Source organism: Mesorhizobium sp. P170090 (assembly GCF_057786115.1).
In genome coordinates, this window is sequence record NZ_JBYNWH010000001.1 from 658,136 (window position 1) to 675,285 (window position 17,150).

Below are 17,150 nucleotides of genomic sequence, written 5' to 3' on the forward strand. Positions count from 1 at the left end.
CCCTGCGGGGGAGATGCCCGGCAGGGCAGAGGGGGGTGGGCGGGAATGCCGACATCACCCTGTTGCTCCCATCCTCAATTCCTTCGCCCCATCCAATCCGAGCGGCAAATGCGTCGCCGCGACAATGATTCCACCTTCTGCGCAATGCCTCGTCATCAGCCCCGCAAACCGCGCCTCCGAAGCCTTGTCCAGCCCGGCCGTCGGCTCATCCAGCAGCCACAGCGGCTTATGACTGACCAGCAATTTCGCAATTGCCGCGCGCCGCCTTTGCCCGGTCGACAGATAGCCGAAAGGCAGATGGCCGATGCCGCCGAGACCAACCGTCTCCAGCGCCTCTTCGACACCCGACTGCCCATCGCCGTTGAAATCGCGCCAGAAGCGCAGATTCTCCGCCACGCTGAGCGCCGTCTTCATTGCATTGAGGTGGCCGAGATAGTGGACCGCCGAAGCGATCGTCGGAAACGTCTCGCCGCCGCCCTCGATGCGCACGTCGCCTTGCGCCTTCGGCAGCAGCCCGGCGATGACCCTGAGCAGCGTCGATTTGCCCGAACCGTTCGGCCCGGTGACGACCAGCACCTGGCCCTTGTCGAGCGCAAAACCGATGCCGGAAAAGACCGTCTCGCCGCCGCGTTCGCCGCCCAGATTTTCGGCAATCAGCCGCATGCCTGCCCGTCCCGAAAACTTTACCGCGCGATAGCTGCCGCATCGCACAAATTTGCTCCGCAACTGTCTAGAACTATTCCAGAAAATTCTCTATATGCGGGACATCCGTGCCAGCGGTCGGCACGGGAACAGAATTTGCGCCGAACCAGCGCACGCGCCGCCTTGAACGGCTCGGGTTGGCTGGGAACGGACAGCGGAAATGGCCGTACCCGCACCTTTGCGCGTGATTGCATGCCCATCGGCGTCCGTTCCCTTTCAGGCTGAACAGACAAGGACGGACCGCACGTGTCAAAATCCCTCGACAGTTTCAATTGCCGCCGCACCCTCACCGTGGGTGGCGCGGACTATGTCTATTACAATCTGATCGAGGCCGAGAGGAACGGCCTCACCGGCATTGCCCAGCTGCCTTATTCGATGAAGGTGCTGCTGGAAAACCTTTTGCGCAATGAAGACGGCCGCTCCGTCACCAAGGACTCTATCCAGGCTGTTGCCGGCTGGCTGACCGACAAGGGCACCGCCGGCGTCGAGATCGCCTATCGCCCCGCGCGTGTCCTGATGCAGGATTTCACCGGCGTCCCGGCGGTGGTCGACTTGGCCGCCATGCGCGACGGCCTCAAGGCGCTCGGCGGCGATCCGCAGAAGATCAATCCGCTGGTGCCGGTCGACCTCGTCATCGACCACTCCGTCATCGTCGACGAATTCGGCACGCCACTGGCATTTGCCAGGAATGTCGAGCTCGAATATGAGCGCAACGAAGAGCGCTATAAATTCCTGAAATGGGGCCAGCAGGCGTTCCGCAATTTTCGCGTCGTCCCGCCCGGCACCGGCATCTGCCATCAGGTCAACCTCGAATATCTCGGTCAGGTCGTCTGGACCAACACGGAAGACGGCGGAACGACCGCCTATCCCGACACCTGCGTCGGCACCGATTCGCACACCACTATGATCAACGGCCTTGGCGTGCTCGGCTGGGGCGTCGGCGGTATCGAGGCCGAGGCGGCGATGCTCGGCCAGCCGGTTTCCATGCTGTTGCCCGAAGTCATCGGCTTCCGCCTTACCGGCAAGCTCAGGGAGGGCATCACCGCCACCGACCTCGTACTGACCGTCACCCAGATGCTGCGCAAGAAGGGCGTCGTCGGCAAGTTCGTCGAGTTCTTCGGCCCGGGCCTGTCCAACATGACGCTGGCCGACCGCGCCACCATCGGCAACATGGCGCCCGAATATGGCGCCACCTGCGGCTTCTTCCCGGTCGACGGCGAGACCATCCGCTACCTCACAATGTCGGGCCGCGAGGAAAGCCGCATCGCCCTGGTCGAGGCCTATTCCAAGGCGCAAGGCATGTGGCGTGACGCCGGCTCGGCCGACCCTGTCTTCACTGACCTGCTCGAACTCGAGCTCGACAGCGTCGTGCCGTCGATGGCAGGTCCCAAGCGCCCCGAAGGCCGCGTTCCGCTCGAAGGCATTCCGGCCGGCTTCGCAAAGGCGATGGAAACCGAGTACAAGAAGGCTGCCGAAATCCACAAGCGCTATGCCGTCGAAGGCACCGACCATGATCTCGGTCATGGCGATGTCGTCATTGCCGCCATCACGTCCTGCACCAACACCTCCAACCCGAGCGTGCTGATCGGCGCCGGCCTTTTGGCGCGCAACGCCAACCGGCTCGGCCTCAAGCAGAAGCCGTGGGTGAAGACCTCGCTGGCGCCGGGCAGCCAGGTGGTCGCCGAATATCTGGAAAAGTCCGGCCTGCAGAAGGAGCTCGACCAGATCGGCTTCAACCTGGTTGGTTTCGGCTGCACCACCTGCATCGGCAATTCCGGCCCGCTGCCGGCGCCGATCTCCAAGACCATCAACGATAAGGGCCTGATCGCCGCCGCAGTGCTCTCCGGCAACCGCAACTTCGAAGGCCGTGTTTCACCTGACGTGCAGGCGAACTATCTGGCGTCGCCGCCGCTGGTGGTAGCCCATGCTTTGGCCGGCACCGTCACCAAGGACCTGACCACCGAGCCACTCGGCGAAGGCCGCGACGGCAAGCCGGTCTATCTCAGGGATATCTGGCCGAGTTCGGCCGAGATCCAGGAGTTCATCGAGAAGAACGTCACACGTGAGCTATTCGCCCGCAAATATGCCGACGTCTTCAAGGGCGACGAATACTGGCAGAACGTCAAGGCGCCGGAAGGCCAGACCTATGCCTGGGACGACAACTCGACCTATGTGCAGAACCCGCCCTATTTCGCCGGCATGACCTCCGGTTTCGGCAAGATCGGCGACATCAAGGGCGCGCGCGTGCTCGGCCTGTTCGGCGACAAGATCACCACCGATCACATCTCACCGGCGGGTTCGATCAAGGCCGCTTCCCCGGCCGGCAAATACCTCACCGACCATGGCGTCGGCGTTGCCGACTTCAACCAGTACGGCACAAGGCGCGGCAACCATGAGGTGATGATGCGCGGCACCTTCGCCAACATCCGCATCCGCAACCACATGCTGGGCGAGAACGGCCGCGAGGGCGGCTACACCATCCACTACCCGTCGAAGGAAGAGGAATCGATCTACGACGCGGCGATGAGATACAAAAAGGAAGGCGTGCCGCTGGTCATCTTCGCCGGCGTCGAATACGGCAACGGCTCCTCGCGCGACTGGGCAGCTAAAGGAACGAATCTCCTCGGTGTCCGTGCCGTCATCGCCCAGTCCTTCGAGCGCATCCATCGCTCCAACCTAGTCGGCATGGGCGTCATCCCCTTCGTCTTCGAGGAAGGCACCTCATGGGCCTCGCTCAACCTCAAGGGTGACGAGCTGGTCGAGATCGACGGCATAAGCACCATCAAGCCACGCCAGACGATGATCGCCAAGGTGACCTATGGCGACGGCACCGTGAAGAACGTGCCGATCATCTGCCGCATCGATACGCTGGACGAACTCGACTACTTCAAGAATGGCGGCATTTTGCAATACGTGCTGCGCGATCTGGCCGCGTAGCGGCCAGGGCTTAGGCAGTAGGGATTGGGCGGTAGCGGGGAACGACATCCCCTACTCCCTACTCCCTACTCCCTACTCCCTACTCCCTACTCCCTACTCCCTACTCCCTACTCCCTACTCCCTACTCCCTACTCCCTACTCCCTACTCCCTACTCCCTACTCCCTACTCCCTACTCCCAGTCTTTCCAAAGCATTGCCCGACCCGATCGAAGCCCCGCCCTGTACGACAGGAGTAAAAACCGGCTGGGCTCAGCAAGATCTGCCCCACGCTCCTGATGCCATGCTCCCGATCGAACCGGGCGGTGAAGTGCTCCCCCTGTGATGCCATACCCATGGTTGCGGCAGCAAAAATTTCACCGCAACGTGACTTCCCGTTGACTGTCGCTTCTGCCACAAATCTGGGCAACCAGAACAAGGCCGGCGTCACCGGCGGGAATCGGAACGATCATGGCACCTCGACAACCTCTGCGGCTTGCGGCTTTTGCGCTGGCCTTCTCGGCGCTTGCCGGGACCGGGTTCGCCGAGGAATCGGGAACGACCCAGACCGACAAACCGCAGATTGACAGGCCCTTGGGCGTGGTCGAGCTGTTCACCAGCCAGGGCTGCAATTCCTGCCCGCCGGCGGACGCTTTCTTTGCCGAGCTGGCGGCCAAGGACAACGTCGTCGCGCTCGCCTACCACGTCAATTACTGGGACTATCTCGGCTGGCAGGACACGCTGAGCAGCAAGGACAATACCGACCGGCAATATGACTATATGCGCGCCTTCGGCACCCGCTCCGTCTACACGCCGCAAGCCGTCATCAATGGTCGCAGCCATGTCAACGGCGCCAGCCGCAAGGAGGTCGACGGCGCGCTTGCCCGCATGGAGAAATCCGGTGAAGGCATGCGGGTCAGCGTCAAGGTCAGCCGCACCAGCGATCGCGTCATGATCGATGCCGGCGACGCCGGTAGCGGCCCGAGCGACGCCCATGTCGTCATCGTCTATTTCGAACCACCGCAGACGGTGACCATCGCCAAGGGCGAGAACACCGGCCGCAGCATGACCTACTGGAACGCCGTCACCGGCATCCAGACCGCCGGCATGTGGCACGGCAAGGCGCAGCGCTACGAATTGCCGATGACCGAGATCGCCAAGAAAGGCGGCTGCGCCGTGCTGCTGCAATCGGTTGGCAAGGACGGCCTGCCGGGGCCTATTCTGGGCGCGGCGTTTATTCACAAGCCTTAAGAGGCTGGTCCATACCTTTTGATATCGGCGGGACAGCACCCCCCTCTGGCCTGCCGGCCATCTCCCCCGCAAGGAGGGAGATTGGCAGCTTCGCCACATCCGCCATCCTGTCCCACGTTTGAGATTGGCGAAAGCAAACGCGAAATCTGATCTCCACCCTTGCGGGGAGATGTCCGGCAGGACAGAGGGGGGTGTGAAGGATCACGACGACAAGTGTCTGGCGCCGCCCAACAAAAAAACCGACGTCAGCTTGCTTCTGACGTCGGTCATTTAGGCTTTGGGATCGTCGCACCCGGTCTCTCCCTGAGGAAAGTCCGAGGTTGGTTCGATCCGACGCAGACCCGTGGGCGGGGGGCTTGGGGTTTACGAGCCGGTGCCGGACCGAACCGTCTCAGGCAACGCCGGTAAATTCGTCGGACATTGGGGCATGAGCGCGGATAAAAAAGGGCGGAAATGTGGCGAGGCATCACCAATTCAAACACCGCGTTTTATAAAAGTGACTGGACGTTGCGAAAACAGCGCGGTCCCGGGATGGTTAGCCGGGCCTTGCAATTCCACGGCGAACACGCCAACTTCTGCAAGCGAGATTCATTTTCAAAGGGATCGCGGGATGACCGATCGCAGCGGTGGGACGGAGGATGGGGACGCATCCGCAATATTGATCCCGCTGCACGAGGCGCGACGCGAACGCCTCGACCAGCCGGTCCGTTTCGACCGGCGTGAACTCGATGAGATCCTGAGGCTGTACGGACGCATGGTCGCCGCCAACGAATGGCGCGACTATGCCATCGATCATCTGTCTGATCGGGCTGTGTTTTCAGTCTTCCGCCGGGCCAGCGAAGTGCCGCTGTTCCAGATCGTCAAGGATCCGAAACTGGCGCGCCGGCAAGGCGCCTTCGCCGTCATCGCCGCCGGCGGCCGAATCCTCAAGCGCGGCCAGGAACTCGGTCGCGTGCTCAACGTCTTCGATGCTAAGCTGAAGATTGTCCAGGCCTAATTGAGAATTGGGGAATTGAAGAATTGAAGAATTGAAGAATTGAAGAATTGAAAAAAGAGGATGTAACGGTCGAAATACCGCCGGGTTTGTTGCTATTCGAATCCTCAATTCTTCAGTTCTTCAACTCCTCAATTCCCGCTCCTCAGGCTCTCACGAAACTTCCGCTCCGGCAGCGAATGCGGATCGGGCGGAACCGTTGCGCCGCCATTCAGCGACAGCTGCATGAACACCGTGTCAAGCCAGCGCCCATGCTTGTAGCCGGAGCCTTCCAGGCGACCGGAATGGCGAAAGCCGAGCTTTTCATGCAGCCGCACCGAGGCGCTGTCTGCATGGCCGTCACCGATCACCGCGACGATCTGGCGAAAGCCCGCCATACGGCAGGCTTCAATCAGCGCCTGCATCAGCAGCAGCCCGACGCCCTGGCCCTTCGCATCAGGCGCGACATAGACGGAATCCTCTACGATGAAGCGGTAGGCCGGGCGCGGCCGGAACGCGCCGGCATAGGCGTAGCCGAGCAGCGCGCCATCTCGTTCCGCCACCAGATAGGGAAAGCCCCCCGCCGTCAGGCTGTCGAAGCGCCCACCCATCTCAGTGCGGCTGGGCGGCTCGAGCTCATAGCTCGCGGTGCCATGCGTCACGGCATCGCCGTAGATCTCGGTGATTCGGCCGAGGTCGCCTTCCAAGGCCGCGCGGATGGAAATAGTGCTCATGATTTATGCAGACGATTCATCTGCCTCCATGACAGCAAAGGCCGGCACAAAAGAAAAGGGCGGCCGTTGGCCGCCCTCTTGATATCCGCTGGTCCAGTTGCCTGATGGGAAGACCGCCTAGCGGCGATCGCCCATGAACTGCAGCAGGAACATGAACAGGTTGATGAAGTCGAGATATAGCCTCAACGCGCCCATGATCGCCTTGCGGCCGGCAACGTCGGCCTGATCGCCTTCGTAGTACATTTCCTTGATGGTCTGCGTGTCATAGGCGGTGAGCCCGGCGAAGATCAGCACGCCGATCGCCGAGATGGCGAAGCCGAGCGCCGACGACTGCAGGAAGATGTTGATCAGCATGGCGATCACCAGGCCGACCACGCCCATGACCAGGAACGAGCCCAACGCCGAAAGGTCGCGCTTGGTCGTGTAGCCGTAGAGCGACAGCGCGCCGAAGGCGGCCGCCGTGGCAAAGAAGGTCTGAGTGATCGAGGCGCCGGTGTAGACCAGGAAGATGGTCGACAGCGACAGGCCGACCAGGCCCGAATAGACCCAGAAGGTGGTTTGCGCCGCGGCCACGCTCATCGACTGGATCCTGAACGACAGGAAGAAGACGGCGGCGAGCGGAGCCAGGATGACCACCCAGCGGAAGGCGCTGGCATAGATCAGCGTGCCGAAAGCGGTCAGCTGTCCGTCGCCGGTGACGGCGAGCTGGAAAGCGCCCCAGGCGGCGACGCCGGTGATGAGGAGGCCAAGCCCCATCAAATTGTAGACCTTGAGCATGTAAGTGCGCAGGCCTTGGTCGATGTCGGCGCGCGCGCCCGGCACGGCCGAAGTCTGGTAGTTGCGAATGGGCTCAGCCATTGGAATCCTCTGTTGCTTCTGCCCCGTACGGTGTCAGGCCCTTTCGGACCTGGGCGCCGCTGGCGGGGCTCCAGCATGCCTGTGGCGAAATATGATGGTTCTTGACGTCAAGAACAAGACCGTAACGGGCTGCAACGCTTGGTGAATCTCCGGAAGCCGGTTTTCTTGGGCTTCCATGACTGCACATTACCAAGATTTAATCGGAAACGGCAGATTCGGCCAACCTTGCCGTTTTGGGCCTAGAGGTCGCGCAGCACCGGCGCCGCCTTGTGCCCGAGCACCCGCCAGGTGCCGGCAAGGCCGATGCCGACCGTGATCACCAGCGCAAACACCAAGGTCGCCACTGCCACCTCCGGCATGAAATGCGACGGCAACGTCATGATGCGGGCAACGATGTACCAGGCGGCGATGCCACCGGCAGCCAACGCAAACACCGCGGTGGCCAGGCCGATCAGCATGTATTCCAGCGAAAACGCCGCGATCAGCGTGCGCCTCGTGGCGCCCAACGTCTTCAGCACCACGGCATCGTGGATGCGGGCGCGATTTCCCGCGGCGAGCGCGCCGGCCAGCACCAGCACCGAAGCGATCATCGCCACGCCGGCCGCGGCCCGGATCGCCGTGCCGAGCTGGCCGACCAGCCGGTTGACGACGTCGAGCGCGTCCTTGACCCGAACTGTCGTCACCGCCGGGAAGGCGCGGGTGACGGCGTTGAGCAGGCGGGCATCCTCTGCTGCCGTGGCATCCTTTTCGGTCAGCGTCGCCAGCCAGCCATGGGGCGCGCCTGCAAAAGTGTTGGGCGAGAACACCATGACGAAGTTGATGCCCATCGTCTCCCATTGCACCTCTCGGAAATTGGCGATCCTGGCCGTCACATTGCGTCCGAGCACATTGACGGTGACGGTATCGCCGAGCTTCAGGCCGAGCGCCTTGCCTTCATCGTTGGAGAACGAGACCAGCGGTTCGCCGCTGTAGTTCTCCGGCCACCAGCTGCCCTCGGTCAATGTCGCATTGGCCGGTTGTTTGGCGTCGTAGGTCAGGCCGCGATCGCCGCGCAGCACCCAGGCGCCTTCCGATGGCACATTGGCCTTGTCGACACTAACGCCGTTCAGCGCCATCACCCGGCCGCGCAGCATCGGCACCTTGACCAGCGTTCCCTTCGGCGCCTCATTGCCGATCAATGTCGAGAAGGCATCGACCTCGCTATTCTGGATGTCGACGAAGAAGAAATTCGGCGCCCGTTCCGGCAGACTGCCGGAGATCTGCTGCCTGAGATTGCCGTCGATCAGCGCCAGCGTCACCAAAAGCGTCAGCCCGAGGCCCAGCGACAGCACGACGGACGGCGTCAGCGCGCCGGGCCGGTGGATGTTGCCGATGGCGAGCCTGAGCGCGACCGAGCGCACACGCGGGCTTTTGCGCGCCACCCACTGCACCAGCGCACCGACCAGGCGCAACACCAGAAAGGCAAAGACCGTCGCGCCGACGAAGATCAAGGCGATGCGCCGGTCGCCGGAAAACAGGATGGCGAGCGCCGCCAAAGCGACCGCGATGCCGACCGCCGTGGCAAGATAGGGCAGGCGTGGAAAGCCGCGGCCCTCAAAACCCATTTCGCGAAACAGCGCGGTCGCCGGCACATCGCGGGCGCGGCCGAGCGGCAACAGCGCGAAGGCAAGCGTCACCAGCAGCCCGAACAGCGCGGCAAGAGCCAGCGCACCGGGATAGAAGCCGCCTTCAGCCGGCACCGGAATGACCGACTGGAGCGCAGCGCTGGCTGCAAACGGCATGGCGGCGCCGAGGATGAGGCCAAGCGCGATGCCGAGGCCGGCGATCATCAGGATCTGCACGAGATAGACGGTGAAGACGAAGCCGCCCGAGGCGCCAAGGCTCTTGAAGGTGGCGATGACGCCGCGCTTGCCGTCGAGATAGGCGCGCACCGCATTGGCAACGCCGACGCCACCGACGACCAGCGCCGTCAGCCCGACCAGCGTCAGGAATTGCGAGAAGCGCTCGATGTTGGAGGACAGCGCCGGCGCGGCGTTCGAGCGGGTGCGGATCGACCAGCCGGCTTCGGGGAAATCGCTCGCCGCCCGATCCTGGATGGCCTTGAGATCGGCCTCGCTGGCGCCGGCCGGCAGCCGAACCTTGTAGGCATTCTCGACCAGGCTGCCTGGCTGGATCAGACCAGAGGCGGCGAGCCCTTGCATCGAAACCATCAGCCGCGGCGCGAAGCCGAAACCGTCCGACACCGCATCCGGTTCGCTCACCAGCCTGGCCCGCAATTCGAATGTCGCGCTGCCGACCTTCAGCCGGTCACCGATCTCCACATTCAGCCGGTCGAACAACAGGTCGGGCGCGGCGGCGCCAAAGACGCCTGATTTCTCGCCGAACAAATCCTCTCTGCCAAGCTGCGGCGCGGTCTCGAGCGCGCCATAGAGCGGATAGGCGTCGTCGACGGCCTTGGCCTCAACCAACGCCTGGTCGGAGCCGTCATCCAGCCGCGCCATCGAGCGCATATTGGCGCTGTGCGACACAGTGCCGAGGCGGTCGAGGAAGGTGCTTTCGGCTGGCGTCGCATCGCGCTGGTTGAGCTGGAAGCGCAAGTCGCCGCCAAGCAGCGTCTGGCCCTGGTCTGCAACGCCTGCGGTGATCGCCTGCGCCACCGAATTGACCCCGCCGATTGCAGCGACGCCGAGCGCAATGCAGGCAAGGAAGATCAGGAAACCCGACAACCCGCCGCGCATCTCGCGCAGCGAGAAGCGGAACGCGAGCTTCAGCGTCTGCGACAGTGGCATCAGGCCGGCACCTTGACCTGCGCTACCGGCGCATCCTCGATGCGGCCCGAGCGCATCGACACCTGGCGCGAGCAGCGCGCCGCAAGGGCCGGATCGTGCGTGACCAGCACCAAGGTCATGCCGCGCTCGGCCGCCTTGGCGAACAAAAGGTCGGCAACCTGCCGCCCCGTCGCCTGATCGAGATTGCCGGTCGGCTCGTCGGCGATGAGAATGCGCGGCGACGGCGCCAGCGCGCGGGCGATCGCCACGCGCTGCTGTTCGCCGCCGGACAGCTCGCCCGGATAGTGGGTGACGCGGTCGCTCAAGCCCACCGCTGCCAGCTCGCGCGCCGCGACACCGAACGGATCGGCATGGCCGGCCAGTTCCAGCGGCACCGCGACATTTTCGAGCGCCGTCATGTTGGGAATGAGATGGAACGACTGGAAGACGATGCCGATGTTTCGGCCCCGAAACGATGCGATCTCGTCCTCGCTTTTGCCGTTCAGCAATTCGCCGGCGATCCGCACCGTCCCCGAATCGACCTGCTCCAGCCCGGCAAGCACCATCAGCAAGGTCGACTTGCCGGACCCCGAAGGGCCGACAATGCCGGTCGCCTCGCCGCGCGTCACGTCAAGGCTGACGCCTTTCAGCACATGCACGGACGAAGCCCCTTGGCCCAGGGTCAGGGATATGTCTTTCAGCGCGATGACGGCTTCTGTCACAATTAAAGCGTCCTATATCAGGATGAAGGCTCTGCTTGCCGGAAGCCGTCGCCGGAAGAATTCCTCGGGTATATGGGGCCTGCCACATGTCTTTCAAACGCAAGATATCTTTCAAACGCTTGAATGCCGCAGGGCTCGTCCTTTTCGTCACCCTTTGCGGCGCCATTTCGTCCGTGCGCGCCGAGACGTTCACCATCGTCGGCTTCGGCGACAGCCTGATGGCCGGTTTCGGCCTCGGGCCTGGCGATGGCTTTACCGACAAATTGCAAGCTGCGCTGCGCGCCAAAGGCCATGACGTCACAGTAGCCAACGCCGGCGTTTCAGGCGACACCTCGAGCGGCGGCTTGGCGCGGCTTGACTGGTCGGTGCCGGATGGGACAAGGCTGGTTATCCTCGAACTCGGCGCCAACGACATGCTGCGCGGCGTCTCGCCTAGCATTACGGAAAAGAACCTGGACGACATGCTGGCGAAGCTGAAAGCGCGCAAGATCGCGGTGCTTTTGGCCGGCATGCGCGCCGCTCCCAATCTCGGCGCCGACTACCAGAACGCCTTCGATGCGATCTATCCAAAGCTGGCCGCGAAATACGATGTGCCGCTCTATCCGTTTTTTCTCGATGGCGTCGCCGGACAGTCCGGCCTGCAGTTGGAGGACGGCCTGCATCCCAATCCGAAGGGCGTCGCAGTGATGGTCGAGCGCATCCTGCCCGCCGTGGAGAAGGCTGTTGCGGCAGTTCAGGGTGGCGGTTGAACGCCGGCCTGACGAGAATAACGCGGCGTTCGCCTCGCGCGAACTTTGAAACAAAAGACCGGGCTGCCGATGACCCGAGTCATTCATGCTGCGCTCGAAGAGCATATGCAGCATCTGGGTAATGCAAGCGCCGAAGCGGCACGGCAATAGTGCTTATTCATCGCTTGGAGGCGCCTGTTCGTAAAAATGCCTGCAACCAACAAACCACTTGCCCCGTTTGACTATCGATGATTCGCTAGGGGCACAGTTCGATTCGAGGAAGGGAGGCTCACCATGCCGCGTCTTTTCACCGCCCTCGAAATACCGCGTGACGCCGCTCTTTCGCTGTCCCTGCTCAGGGGCGGCCTGCCCGGAGCCCGCTGGATCGATGTCGAAAACTACCATCTGACGCTGCGCTTCATCGGCGACGTCGAAGGCCATATCGCCGACGAAATCGCCAACGCGCTCGACCGGGTGCACCGCCCATCCTTCTCGCTCACCCTGTCCGGAGTTGGCGCTTTCGGCCAGAAGAAGCCGCACGCCGTCTGGGCCGGCGTCTTCGCCTCGCCCGACCTTTCGGCGCTGCAGAGCGAAATCGACCGCATCTGCCAGCGGCTCGGCCTGCCCGCCGACCCGCGCAAGTTCACCCCGCATGTTACGCTGGCACGCTTGCGCAATTCGAGCCCGCTCGACGTCGCCCAGTACCTGTCGGCGCGCGGCAATTTTGCGACGCTACCGTTTCGCGTCGGCCGCTTCGTGCTGATGTCGTCGCGCGATTCGGTCGGCGGCGGTCCCTACATTGTCGAGGAGGCGTGGCCGCTCTCCGGCGTCGACGCCCGCGCCACCAATCTCGTCGCCAGCGCCTCCGACGCTTCGCGGATCATGCGGTAGACCGAAGCGAACGCTTCGGCCCCGTCATAATAGGGATCCGGCACGTCGCGGGTTTTGCCCTGCGCAAACTCTGCCAAGAGATGAATACGTTCGCGCGCACCGGCCGGCGCCAACGCCTTGAGGTCGCGGACATTCTGCCGATCCATGCCGAGGATCAGGTCGAAGCGCGAAAAATCCCCCGGCCCGACCTTGCGTGCCCGCTGCCCTGATATGTCGATGCCGTGGCGGGCCGCAATCGCGATCGAGCGCGGGTCGGGCGCTTCGCCGAGGTTCCAGCCGCCGGTCGCCGCAGAGTCCAGCACAATATCGTCCAGCACCATGTCGCGGCCGCGCTCCGCCAGCACGGCGCGAAACACGCCTTCGGCCAGGGGTGAACGGCAGATGTTGCCGAGGCAGACGAAGAGTATGGAATTTATCGGCTTTACGCTCATTCGATATGCGCCGTTCGTGCATTTGGAAGCCCAAAACGCAAAGGACTTTTGGGCGACTTGCATTATGGTGAGGGTCGATATCTGGGATAGCACGGGAAATCATCATGAAGAGAGAGAAGCTCAGCAAGGACGCCATCGCCGCCGCACTGGCCGAACTGGCCGGCTGGTCGCAGGCAGCCGATGGCGCCTCCATCAAGCGCAGCTTCGACTTCAAGAATTTTTCCGAAGCCTTCGCCTTCATGACCCGCGTCGCGCTGGCCGCCGAGAAGATGGACCATCATCCCGACTGGTCGAACGTCTACAAGACTGTCGACGTGACGCTCAACACCCATGATGCCGGTGGTGTCACTGCGCTCGACATCGCGCTGGCCAAGAAGATGAATGGGTATGCTGGCGGCTGAACGCTGGGGCGGCAACGCCAAATCGGCTCCATCCTCTTGCAGTGGACCGGGACTTTCACCACATTTTCCGTGGCGGCCGCGCGCAACGCGTAGCGCGACGGCCGGCAAGGAGAGGATTGATGGCGCAGCAGCCCGGTTTTGATTTCTTCGGCTTCGGCAGCAAGCTCGGCGACGAGAGTGAAGTGCGCGCCAAATTCTGGCGCACGGCCAAGAAGGCCGCCCGGCAGATTCCGTTCATGGAAGAGGTCGTCGCCGGCTATTATTGCGCGCTCGACAGGAAGACGCCTTTGCGTGCCAAGGGCATATTGCTGGCAGCGCTTGGCTATTTCGTGCTGCCGGTCGACGTCATACCCGATTTCGTCTTCGGCCTCGGCTTCACCGACGACATCGCCGTGCTGACCGCCGCGATCTCCACGGTAAGCGCCCATATCACCCCTGCGCACCGCAAGGCCGCCAAGGAGGCGATCGCCGACAAGAGCTGAATCGGCGTCGCGTTGGCAACTGGGTTCAGAAGAAATCCTCCGCTCAAACAGGACGATAGCGGCTTGGCTTCGGGTTCCGCTGCGGCCGTTGGAAAAGTCAAACTCTTGCCGCTTTCGTGGCCTCCAAGTCGCCGCAGGGACATTGCGAAAGCCGTTTTTTCAAGAAGCGGCGCGGAAATGGCGGTGGTTTCCATGGGTGAATGTCCTTTTCCGAGGGAAATTCACCGTTTGGTAACCCAGATTAAATCAAAATGAAGCGACGGGCAGGACGCCAAGCCGGCCTGCCCCGCACCATTTGGAATACGGGAAAAGCGATGCGCGGATTGATTGCACTAGTCTCGAGCCTGGTCCTGGTGGCTTTTGCCGCGCCGGCGCTGGCGCAGCAGGCGACCAAGATCGGCCAGCACAATGCCTGGGGCACCTACAGCTACCAGGCGCAGGGCGGCAAGGTCTGCTATGTGCTCACCGTGCCGACCGACAAGCAGCCGCCGACGCTCGATCACGGCGACATGTTCTTCTTCGTCAGCCAGCGGCCGGGCCAGCAAGTGTCCTACGAGCCGCAATTCATCGCCGGCTACACATTCCAGGAAGGCTCCAAGGCCACCGTCACCATCGACAAGAAGACGTTCTCGATGTTCACCCGCGGCAAGTCGGCCTGGGTCGAGAACGCCGCCGAAGAGCCGGTGCTGATCGCCGCCATGAAAACCGGCACCGACATGAAGGTCTCGGCGAAGTCTGGCCGCGGCAATCCGACGACCTATGTGTTTTCGCTGAAAGGCATCTCGGCCGCGCTGACGTCGATCGCCAAGTGCAAGTAGGCTAGCGCGGTTCCCGCCGCATGACTCTCGCCGCAACCTGTGCTATGCGCCGCGCTTCTTTTCGGCACGATGGATGAAATCGGCCGCAATTCGCTTATATTGGCGCTGATATGACCCTTTCCTTCGATCTCACCACTGAGGGCGCACGCGATGCGTTGCGCGCCCGCGCCACGCCCGAGAAGCCGTCGCTGATCGGCCTGACGCGGGCCGAGCTCGGTGACGCCCTCATCAGTGCCGGCATCGTGCCCGAGCGCCAGGCGAAAATGCGCGCCCAACAGCTCTGGCACTGGATGTATGTGCGCGGCGTCTCCGACTTTGCCGGCATGTTCAACATCTCCAAGGATCTGCGCGCCGAACTGGACAAGCATTTCACCGTCGCCAGGCCCGAAATCGTCGAGGAGCAGATTTCCTCCGACGGCACGCGCAAGTGGCTGTTCCGCTTTCCGCCGCGCGGCGCCGGCCGTCCCGTCGAGATCGAGACCGTCTACATCCCCGAAGAAGGCCGCGGCACGCTATGCATCTCATCGCAGGTCGGCTGCACGCTGACCTGCTCGTTCTGCCACACCGGCACGCAGAAGCTGGTGCGCAATTTGACGGCGGAAGAGATCCTGGCGCAATTGCTCACCGCCCGCGACCGGCTCGGCGATTTCCCCGACCGCGACACACCCGACGGCGCCATCGTCCCTGCCGAGGGCAGAAAAGTCTCCAACGTCGTCATGATGGGCATGGGCGAGCCGCTCTACAATTTCGAGGCGGTGAAGAAGGCGCTGCTGATTGCCTCCGACGGCGACGGACTGTCGCTGTCGAAGCGCCGCATTACGCTCTCGACCTCCGGCGTGGTGCCCGAGATCTTCCGCACCGGCGAGGAGATAGGGGTCATGCTGGCGATCTCGCTGCACGCCACCAATGACGATCTGCGCGACCTGCTTGTGCCGATCAACAAGAAGTATCCGCTGAAGGAACTGATCGAGGCCTGCCGCGCCTATCCCGGCCTGTCCAACGCCAAGCGCATCACCTTCGAATATGTGATGCTGAAGGACGTCAACGATTCCATCGAGGACGCCAAGGGGCTGATCAAGCTGCTCAAAGGCATTCCAGCCAAGATCAATCTGATCCCGTTCAACCCGTGGCCGGGCACCAACTATCAGTGCTCGGACTGGGAGACGATCGAGAAATTTGCCGACTACATCAACAATGCCGGCTATGCCTCGCCGATCCGCACGCCGCGCGGCCGCGACATCCTGGCCGCCTGCGGGCAGCTCAAATCCGACTCCGAACGCATGCGCAAGGTCGACCGCCTGGCGCTGGAAGCCATGATGATTGCGGGGCATGGCGAGGCGTGAGCCGCCTCTTCGCCTATATCCTCCGTTTCGCTGTCATCCTGTTCGGCTATGTCGTCGCCTCATTGGCGGCGAGCGCCTTTCTCAACGTGCTGTTCCTGGCTTCCGTCGGTTATATGCCGGACGATGCGCACCCAGCGGCGGCCGCGGCGCTGTATTTTTCGATCCCGTTCGTGGCGCTGTTTGTCGCCTATTTCGCTTTCATACCGGCGGTGGTCGCAATCCTGATCTCCGAGGTCCTCAGCCGCCGCGACTGGCTGTTCTATGCACTCGCGGGCGGCTTGGTGGCCGCGGCCTTCCTTGGCTTCGTCCACCAGAACGTGGATTTCGACGTCACCGAACCGCGCGCCATCGCCGCGGTGATCGGCTGCGGCATGGTCGGCGGCATCTTCTACTGGCTAAGCGCCGGCCGCTGGGCCGGAAGCTGGTGGCAGGCCGCTACTTCGCCTGAGCGGTCAGGATCTTGAGCGCGAAGGCCGAAAACACACCGGCAAAGAGATAGTCTACCACCCGCGTCACCCGCGGGCTGGCCTTCATCGCCGCCGAAAACCTTTCCGCAGCAAACACCATCGGCGCTGTCACCGGGACCGACAGCACGATGAACATGAGGCCGAGGAAGAACAGTTTTCCCGGCGCGTTCGGATCGTGAGCGGAGACGAACTGCGGCAGAAACGTCATGAAGAACAGGATGATCTTCGGGTTGAGCAGATTGACGCCAAGCCCGGCAGCCCAGCTGCGGAACAGCGAAATCTGCGGGCCATTCTTCTTCTGCGGTGAAAACGCCGAGCCCTTGGTCATCGCCTGCCAGGCCAGGAACACCAGATAGACGGCGCCGAAGATTTTCAGCACCAGGAAGGCCATCGGCGAGGCGACGATCAGCGCCGAGATGCCGACCGCCACCAAAGTTGTATGGATCAGCGTGCCGAACAGAGCACCCGCCAGCGAGGCAAAGCCGGCGGCGCGGCCCTGGCTCAGTGTTCGCGAGACGAACAGCGTCATATCCGGCCCCGGCGTGATCGCCAGGATCATGGTGGCGATGGCGAACTGGATCAGTGTTGTGGTGTCGGGAATGAAGGACATCGGTGGCCCCTGGCGAATGATCGTCGGTCTATAACGCAGCCTCCCCGCTCACGCCAGC

General features: G+C 62.9%; 17 protein-coding genes. 10 read left to right on the plus strand and 7 right to left on the minus strand.

The features are described from left to right. Positions 1 to 54: 54 nt before the first annotated feature. Entirely contained in the window at positions 55 to 663 is a 609-nt protein-coding gene (ccmA, locus tag AC3EML_RS03275; RefSeq protein ID WP_023687677.1) for a heme ABC exporter ATP-binding protein CcmA, read from the minus strand. A 285-nt stretch (positions 664 to 948) separates the two neighbouring features. Here ccmA and acnA point away from each other — a divergent pair, with 285 nt between their 5' ends. From acnA to AC3EML_RS03290, 3 genes are all read left to right on the plus strand, one after another. Beyond that, on the plus strand, positions 949 to 3,639 hold the full coding sequence (gene acnA, locus AC3EML_RS03280) for an aconitate hydratase AcnA (protein ID WP_352520760.1): 2,691 nt from the start codon (positions 949 to 951) through the stop codon (positions 3,637 to 3,639). Positions 3,640 to 4,086: 447 nt separating this feature from the next. Next, entirely contained in the window at positions 4,087 to 4,866 is a 780-nt protein-coding gene (locus tag AC3EML_RS03285) for a DUF1223 domain-containing protein (RefSeq protein ID WP_023671730.1), read from the plus strand. 610 nt (positions 4,867 to 5,476) lie between these two features. Then, positions 5,477 to 5,863, plus strand: coding sequence for a DUF2794 domain-containing protein (locus AC3EML_RS03290; protein WP_023683844.1), 387 nt, complete (start codon positions 5,477 to 5,479; stop codon positions 5,861 to 5,863). A 128-nt stretch (positions 5,864 to 5,991) separates the two neighbouring features. Here the strand turns inward: AC3EML_RS03290 and AC3EML_RS03295 are convergent, their stop codons facing one another. The 4 genes from AC3EML_RS03295 to AC3EML_RS03310 all read right to left on the minus strand — a co-directional run bounded on the left by AC3EML_RS03295 (position 5,992) and on the right by AC3EML_RS03310 (position 10,921). Then, entirely contained in the window at positions 5,992 to 6,573 is a 582-nt protein-coding gene (locus AC3EML_RS03295) for a GNAT family N-acetyltransferase (RefSeq protein WP_023698867.1), read from the minus strand. A 117-nt stretch (positions 6,574 to 6,690) separates the two neighbouring features. Continuing rightward, positions 6,691 to 7,431, minus strand: a complete 741-nt coding sequence (locus tag AC3EML_RS03300) for a Bax inhibitor-1/YccA family protein (protein WP_023826872.1) — start codon at positions 7,429 to 7,431, stop codon at positions 6,691 to 6,693. Between the two features lie 239 nt (positions 7,432 to 7,670). After that, positions 7,671 to 10,220: an ABC transporter permease gene (locus tag AC3EML_RS03305; RefSeq protein ID WP_352520759.1), complete on the minus strand. Its 2,550-nt coding sequence runs from the start codon at positions 10,218 to 10,220 to the stop codon at positions 7,671 to 7,673. Then, positions 10,220 to 10,921 (minus strand): ABC transporter ATP-binding protein, encoded by a 702-nt coding sequence (locus AC3EML_RS03310; protein WP_023687673.1) that lies wholly within the window; start codon positions 10,919 to 10,921, stop codon positions 10,220 to 10,222. The genes AC3EML_RS03305 and AC3EML_RS03310 overlap by 1 nt, the downstream gene beginning before the upstream one ends. An 86-nt stretch (positions 10,922 to 11,007) precedes the next feature. Here AC3EML_RS03310 and AC3EML_RS03315 point away from each other — a divergent pair, with 86 nt between their 5' ends. Both AC3EML_RS03315 and thpR read left to right on the plus strand, forming a co-directional pair. Continuing rightward, complete coding sequence (locus AC3EML_RS03315; RefSeq protein WP_488505155.1) at positions 11,008 to 11,670, plus strand: arylesterase; 663 nt, start codon at positions 11,008 to 11,010, stop codon at positions 11,668 to 11,670. Between the two features lie 273 nt (positions 11,671 to 11,943). Then, positions 11,944 to 12,540, plus strand: coding sequence for an RNA 2',3'-cyclic phosphodiesterase (thpR, locus tag AC3EML_RS03320; protein WP_023671722.1), 597 nt, complete (start codon positions 11,944 to 11,946; stop codon positions 12,538 to 12,540). Here the strand turns inward: thpR and AC3EML_RS03325 are convergent. Beyond that, positions 12,444 to 12,971: a low molecular weight protein-tyrosine-phosphatase gene (locus tag AC3EML_RS03325; protein ID WP_352520758.1), complete on the minus strand. Its 528-nt coding sequence runs from the start codon at positions 12,969 to 12,971 to the stop codon at positions 12,444 to 12,446. The genes thpR and AC3EML_RS03325 overlap by 97 nt on opposite strands. Before the next feature lie 104 nt (positions 12,972 to 13,075). On the opposite strand from AC3EML_RS03325, the gene AC3EML_RS03330 reads away from it, so the two are divergent. The 5 genes from AC3EML_RS03330 to AC3EML_RS03350 all read left to right on the plus strand — a co-directional run bounded on the left by AC3EML_RS03330 (position 13,076) and on the right by AC3EML_RS03350 (position 16,479). Further along, the gene (locus AC3EML_RS03330; protein ID WP_352520757.1) at positions 13,076 to 13,372 is read left to right on the plus strand and encodes a 4a-hydroxytetrahydrobiopterin dehydratase; all 297 of its coding nucleotides are present in this window, start codon (positions 13,076 to 13,078) and stop codon (positions 13,370 to 13,372) included. 119 nt (positions 13,373 to 13,491) lie between these two features. Then, a complete protein-coding gene (locus AC3EML_RS03335; RefSeq protein ID WP_023671719.1) occupies positions 13,492 to 13,854 on the plus strand; it encodes a YkvA family protein in 363 nt (120 codons plus the stop codon). A gap of 314 nt (positions 13,855 to 14,168) precedes the next feature. Next, positions 14,169 to 14,672 carry an invasion associated locus B family protein gene (locus tag AC3EML_RS03340; RefSeq protein ID WP_023671718.1) on the plus strand — a complete coding sequence of 168 codons (504 nt, stop codon included), beginning with the start codon at positions 14,169 to 14,171 and terminating at the stop codon, positions 14,670 to 14,672. Between the two features lie 110 nt (positions 14,673 to 14,782). After that, positions 14,783 to 16,015 carry a dual-specificity RNA methyltransferase RlmN gene (gene rlmN, locus AC3EML_RS03345; RefSeq protein ID WP_023828747.1) on the plus strand — a complete coding sequence of 411 codons (1,233 nt, stop codon included), beginning with the start codon at positions 14,783 to 14,785 and terminating at the stop codon, positions 16,013 to 16,015. Further along, positions 16,012 to 16,479, plus strand: coding sequence for a hypothetical protein (locus tag AC3EML_RS03350; RefSeq protein ID WP_023694539.1), 468 nt, complete (start codon positions 16,012 to 16,014; stop codon positions 16,477 to 16,479). The genes rlmN and AC3EML_RS03350 overlap by 4 nt, the downstream gene beginning before the upstream one ends. On the opposite strand, the gene AC3EML_RS03355 is transcribed toward AC3EML_RS03350, so the two are convergent. Continuing rightward, positions 16,451 to 17,092: a LysE family translocator gene (locus AC3EML_RS03355; protein ID WP_352520756.1), complete on the minus strand. Its 642-nt coding sequence runs from the start codon at positions 17,090 to 17,092 to the stop codon at positions 16,451 to 16,453. The genes AC3EML_RS03350 and AC3EML_RS03355 overlap by 29 nt on opposite strands. Positions 17,093 to 17,150 lie beyond the last annotated feature (58 nt).

Excerpts from the sequence above, each read along its gene's own strand:
- AC3EML_RS03290 (WP_023683844.1), top strand. The coding sequence starts at position 5,477 with ATGACCGATCGCAGCGGTGGGACGGAGGATGGGGACGCATCCGCAATA.
- AC3EML_RS03340 (WP_023671718.1), top strand. The coding sequence starts at position 14,169 with ATGCGCGGATTGATTGCACTAGTCTCGAGCCTGGTCCTGGTGGCTTTT.
- AC3EML_RS03300 (WP_023826872.1), bottom strand. The coding sequence starts at position 7,431 with ATGGCTGAGCCCATTCGCAACTACCAGACTTCGGCCGTGCCGGGCGCG.
- AC3EML_RS03325 (WP_352520758.1), bottom strand. The coding sequence starts at position 12,971 with ATGAGCGTAAAGCCGATAAATTCCATACTCTTCGTCTGCCTCGGCAAC.
- rlmN (WP_023828747.1), top strand. The coding sequence starts at position 14,783 with ATGACCCTTTCCTTCGATCTCACCACTGAGGGCGCACGCGATGCGTTG.
- AC3EML_RS03315 (WP_488505155.1), top strand. The coding sequence starts at position 11,008 with ATGTCTTTCAAACGCAAGATATCTTTCAAACGCTTGAATGCCGCAGGG.
- AC3EML_RS03305 (WP_352520759.1), bottom strand. The coding sequence starts at position 10,220 with ATGCCACTGTCGCAGACGCTGAAGCTCGCGTTCCGCTTCTCGCTGCGC.
- AC3EML_RS03285 (WP_023671730.1), top strand. The coding sequence starts at position 4,087 with ATGGCACCTCGACAACCTCTGCGGCTTGCGGCTTTTGCGCTGGCCTTC.
- AC3EML_RS03335 (WP_023671719.1), top strand. The coding sequence starts at position 13,492 with ATGGCGCAGCAGCCCGGTTTTGATTTCTTCGGCTTCGGCAGCAAGCTC.
- thpR (WP_023671722.1), top strand. The coding sequence starts at position 11,944 with ATGCCGCGTCTTTTCACCGCCCTCGAAATACCGCGTGACGCCGCTCTT.
- AC3EML_RS03355 (WP_352520756.1), bottom strand. The coding sequence starts at position 17,092 with ATGTCCTTCATTCCCGACACCACAACACTGATCCAGTTCGCCATCGCC.
- ccmA (WP_023687677.1), bottom strand. The coding sequence starts at position 663 with ATGCGGCTGATTGCCGAAAATCTGGGCGGCGAACGCGGCGGCGAGACG.
- AC3EML_RS03330 (WP_352520757.1), top strand. The coding sequence starts at position 13,076 with ATGAAGAGAGAGAAGCTCAGCAAGGACGCCATCGCCGCCGCACTGGCC.
- AC3EML_RS03295 (WP_023698867.1), bottom strand. The coding sequence starts at position 6,573 with ATGAGCACTATTTCCATCCGCGCGGCCTTGGAAGGCGACCTCGGCCGA.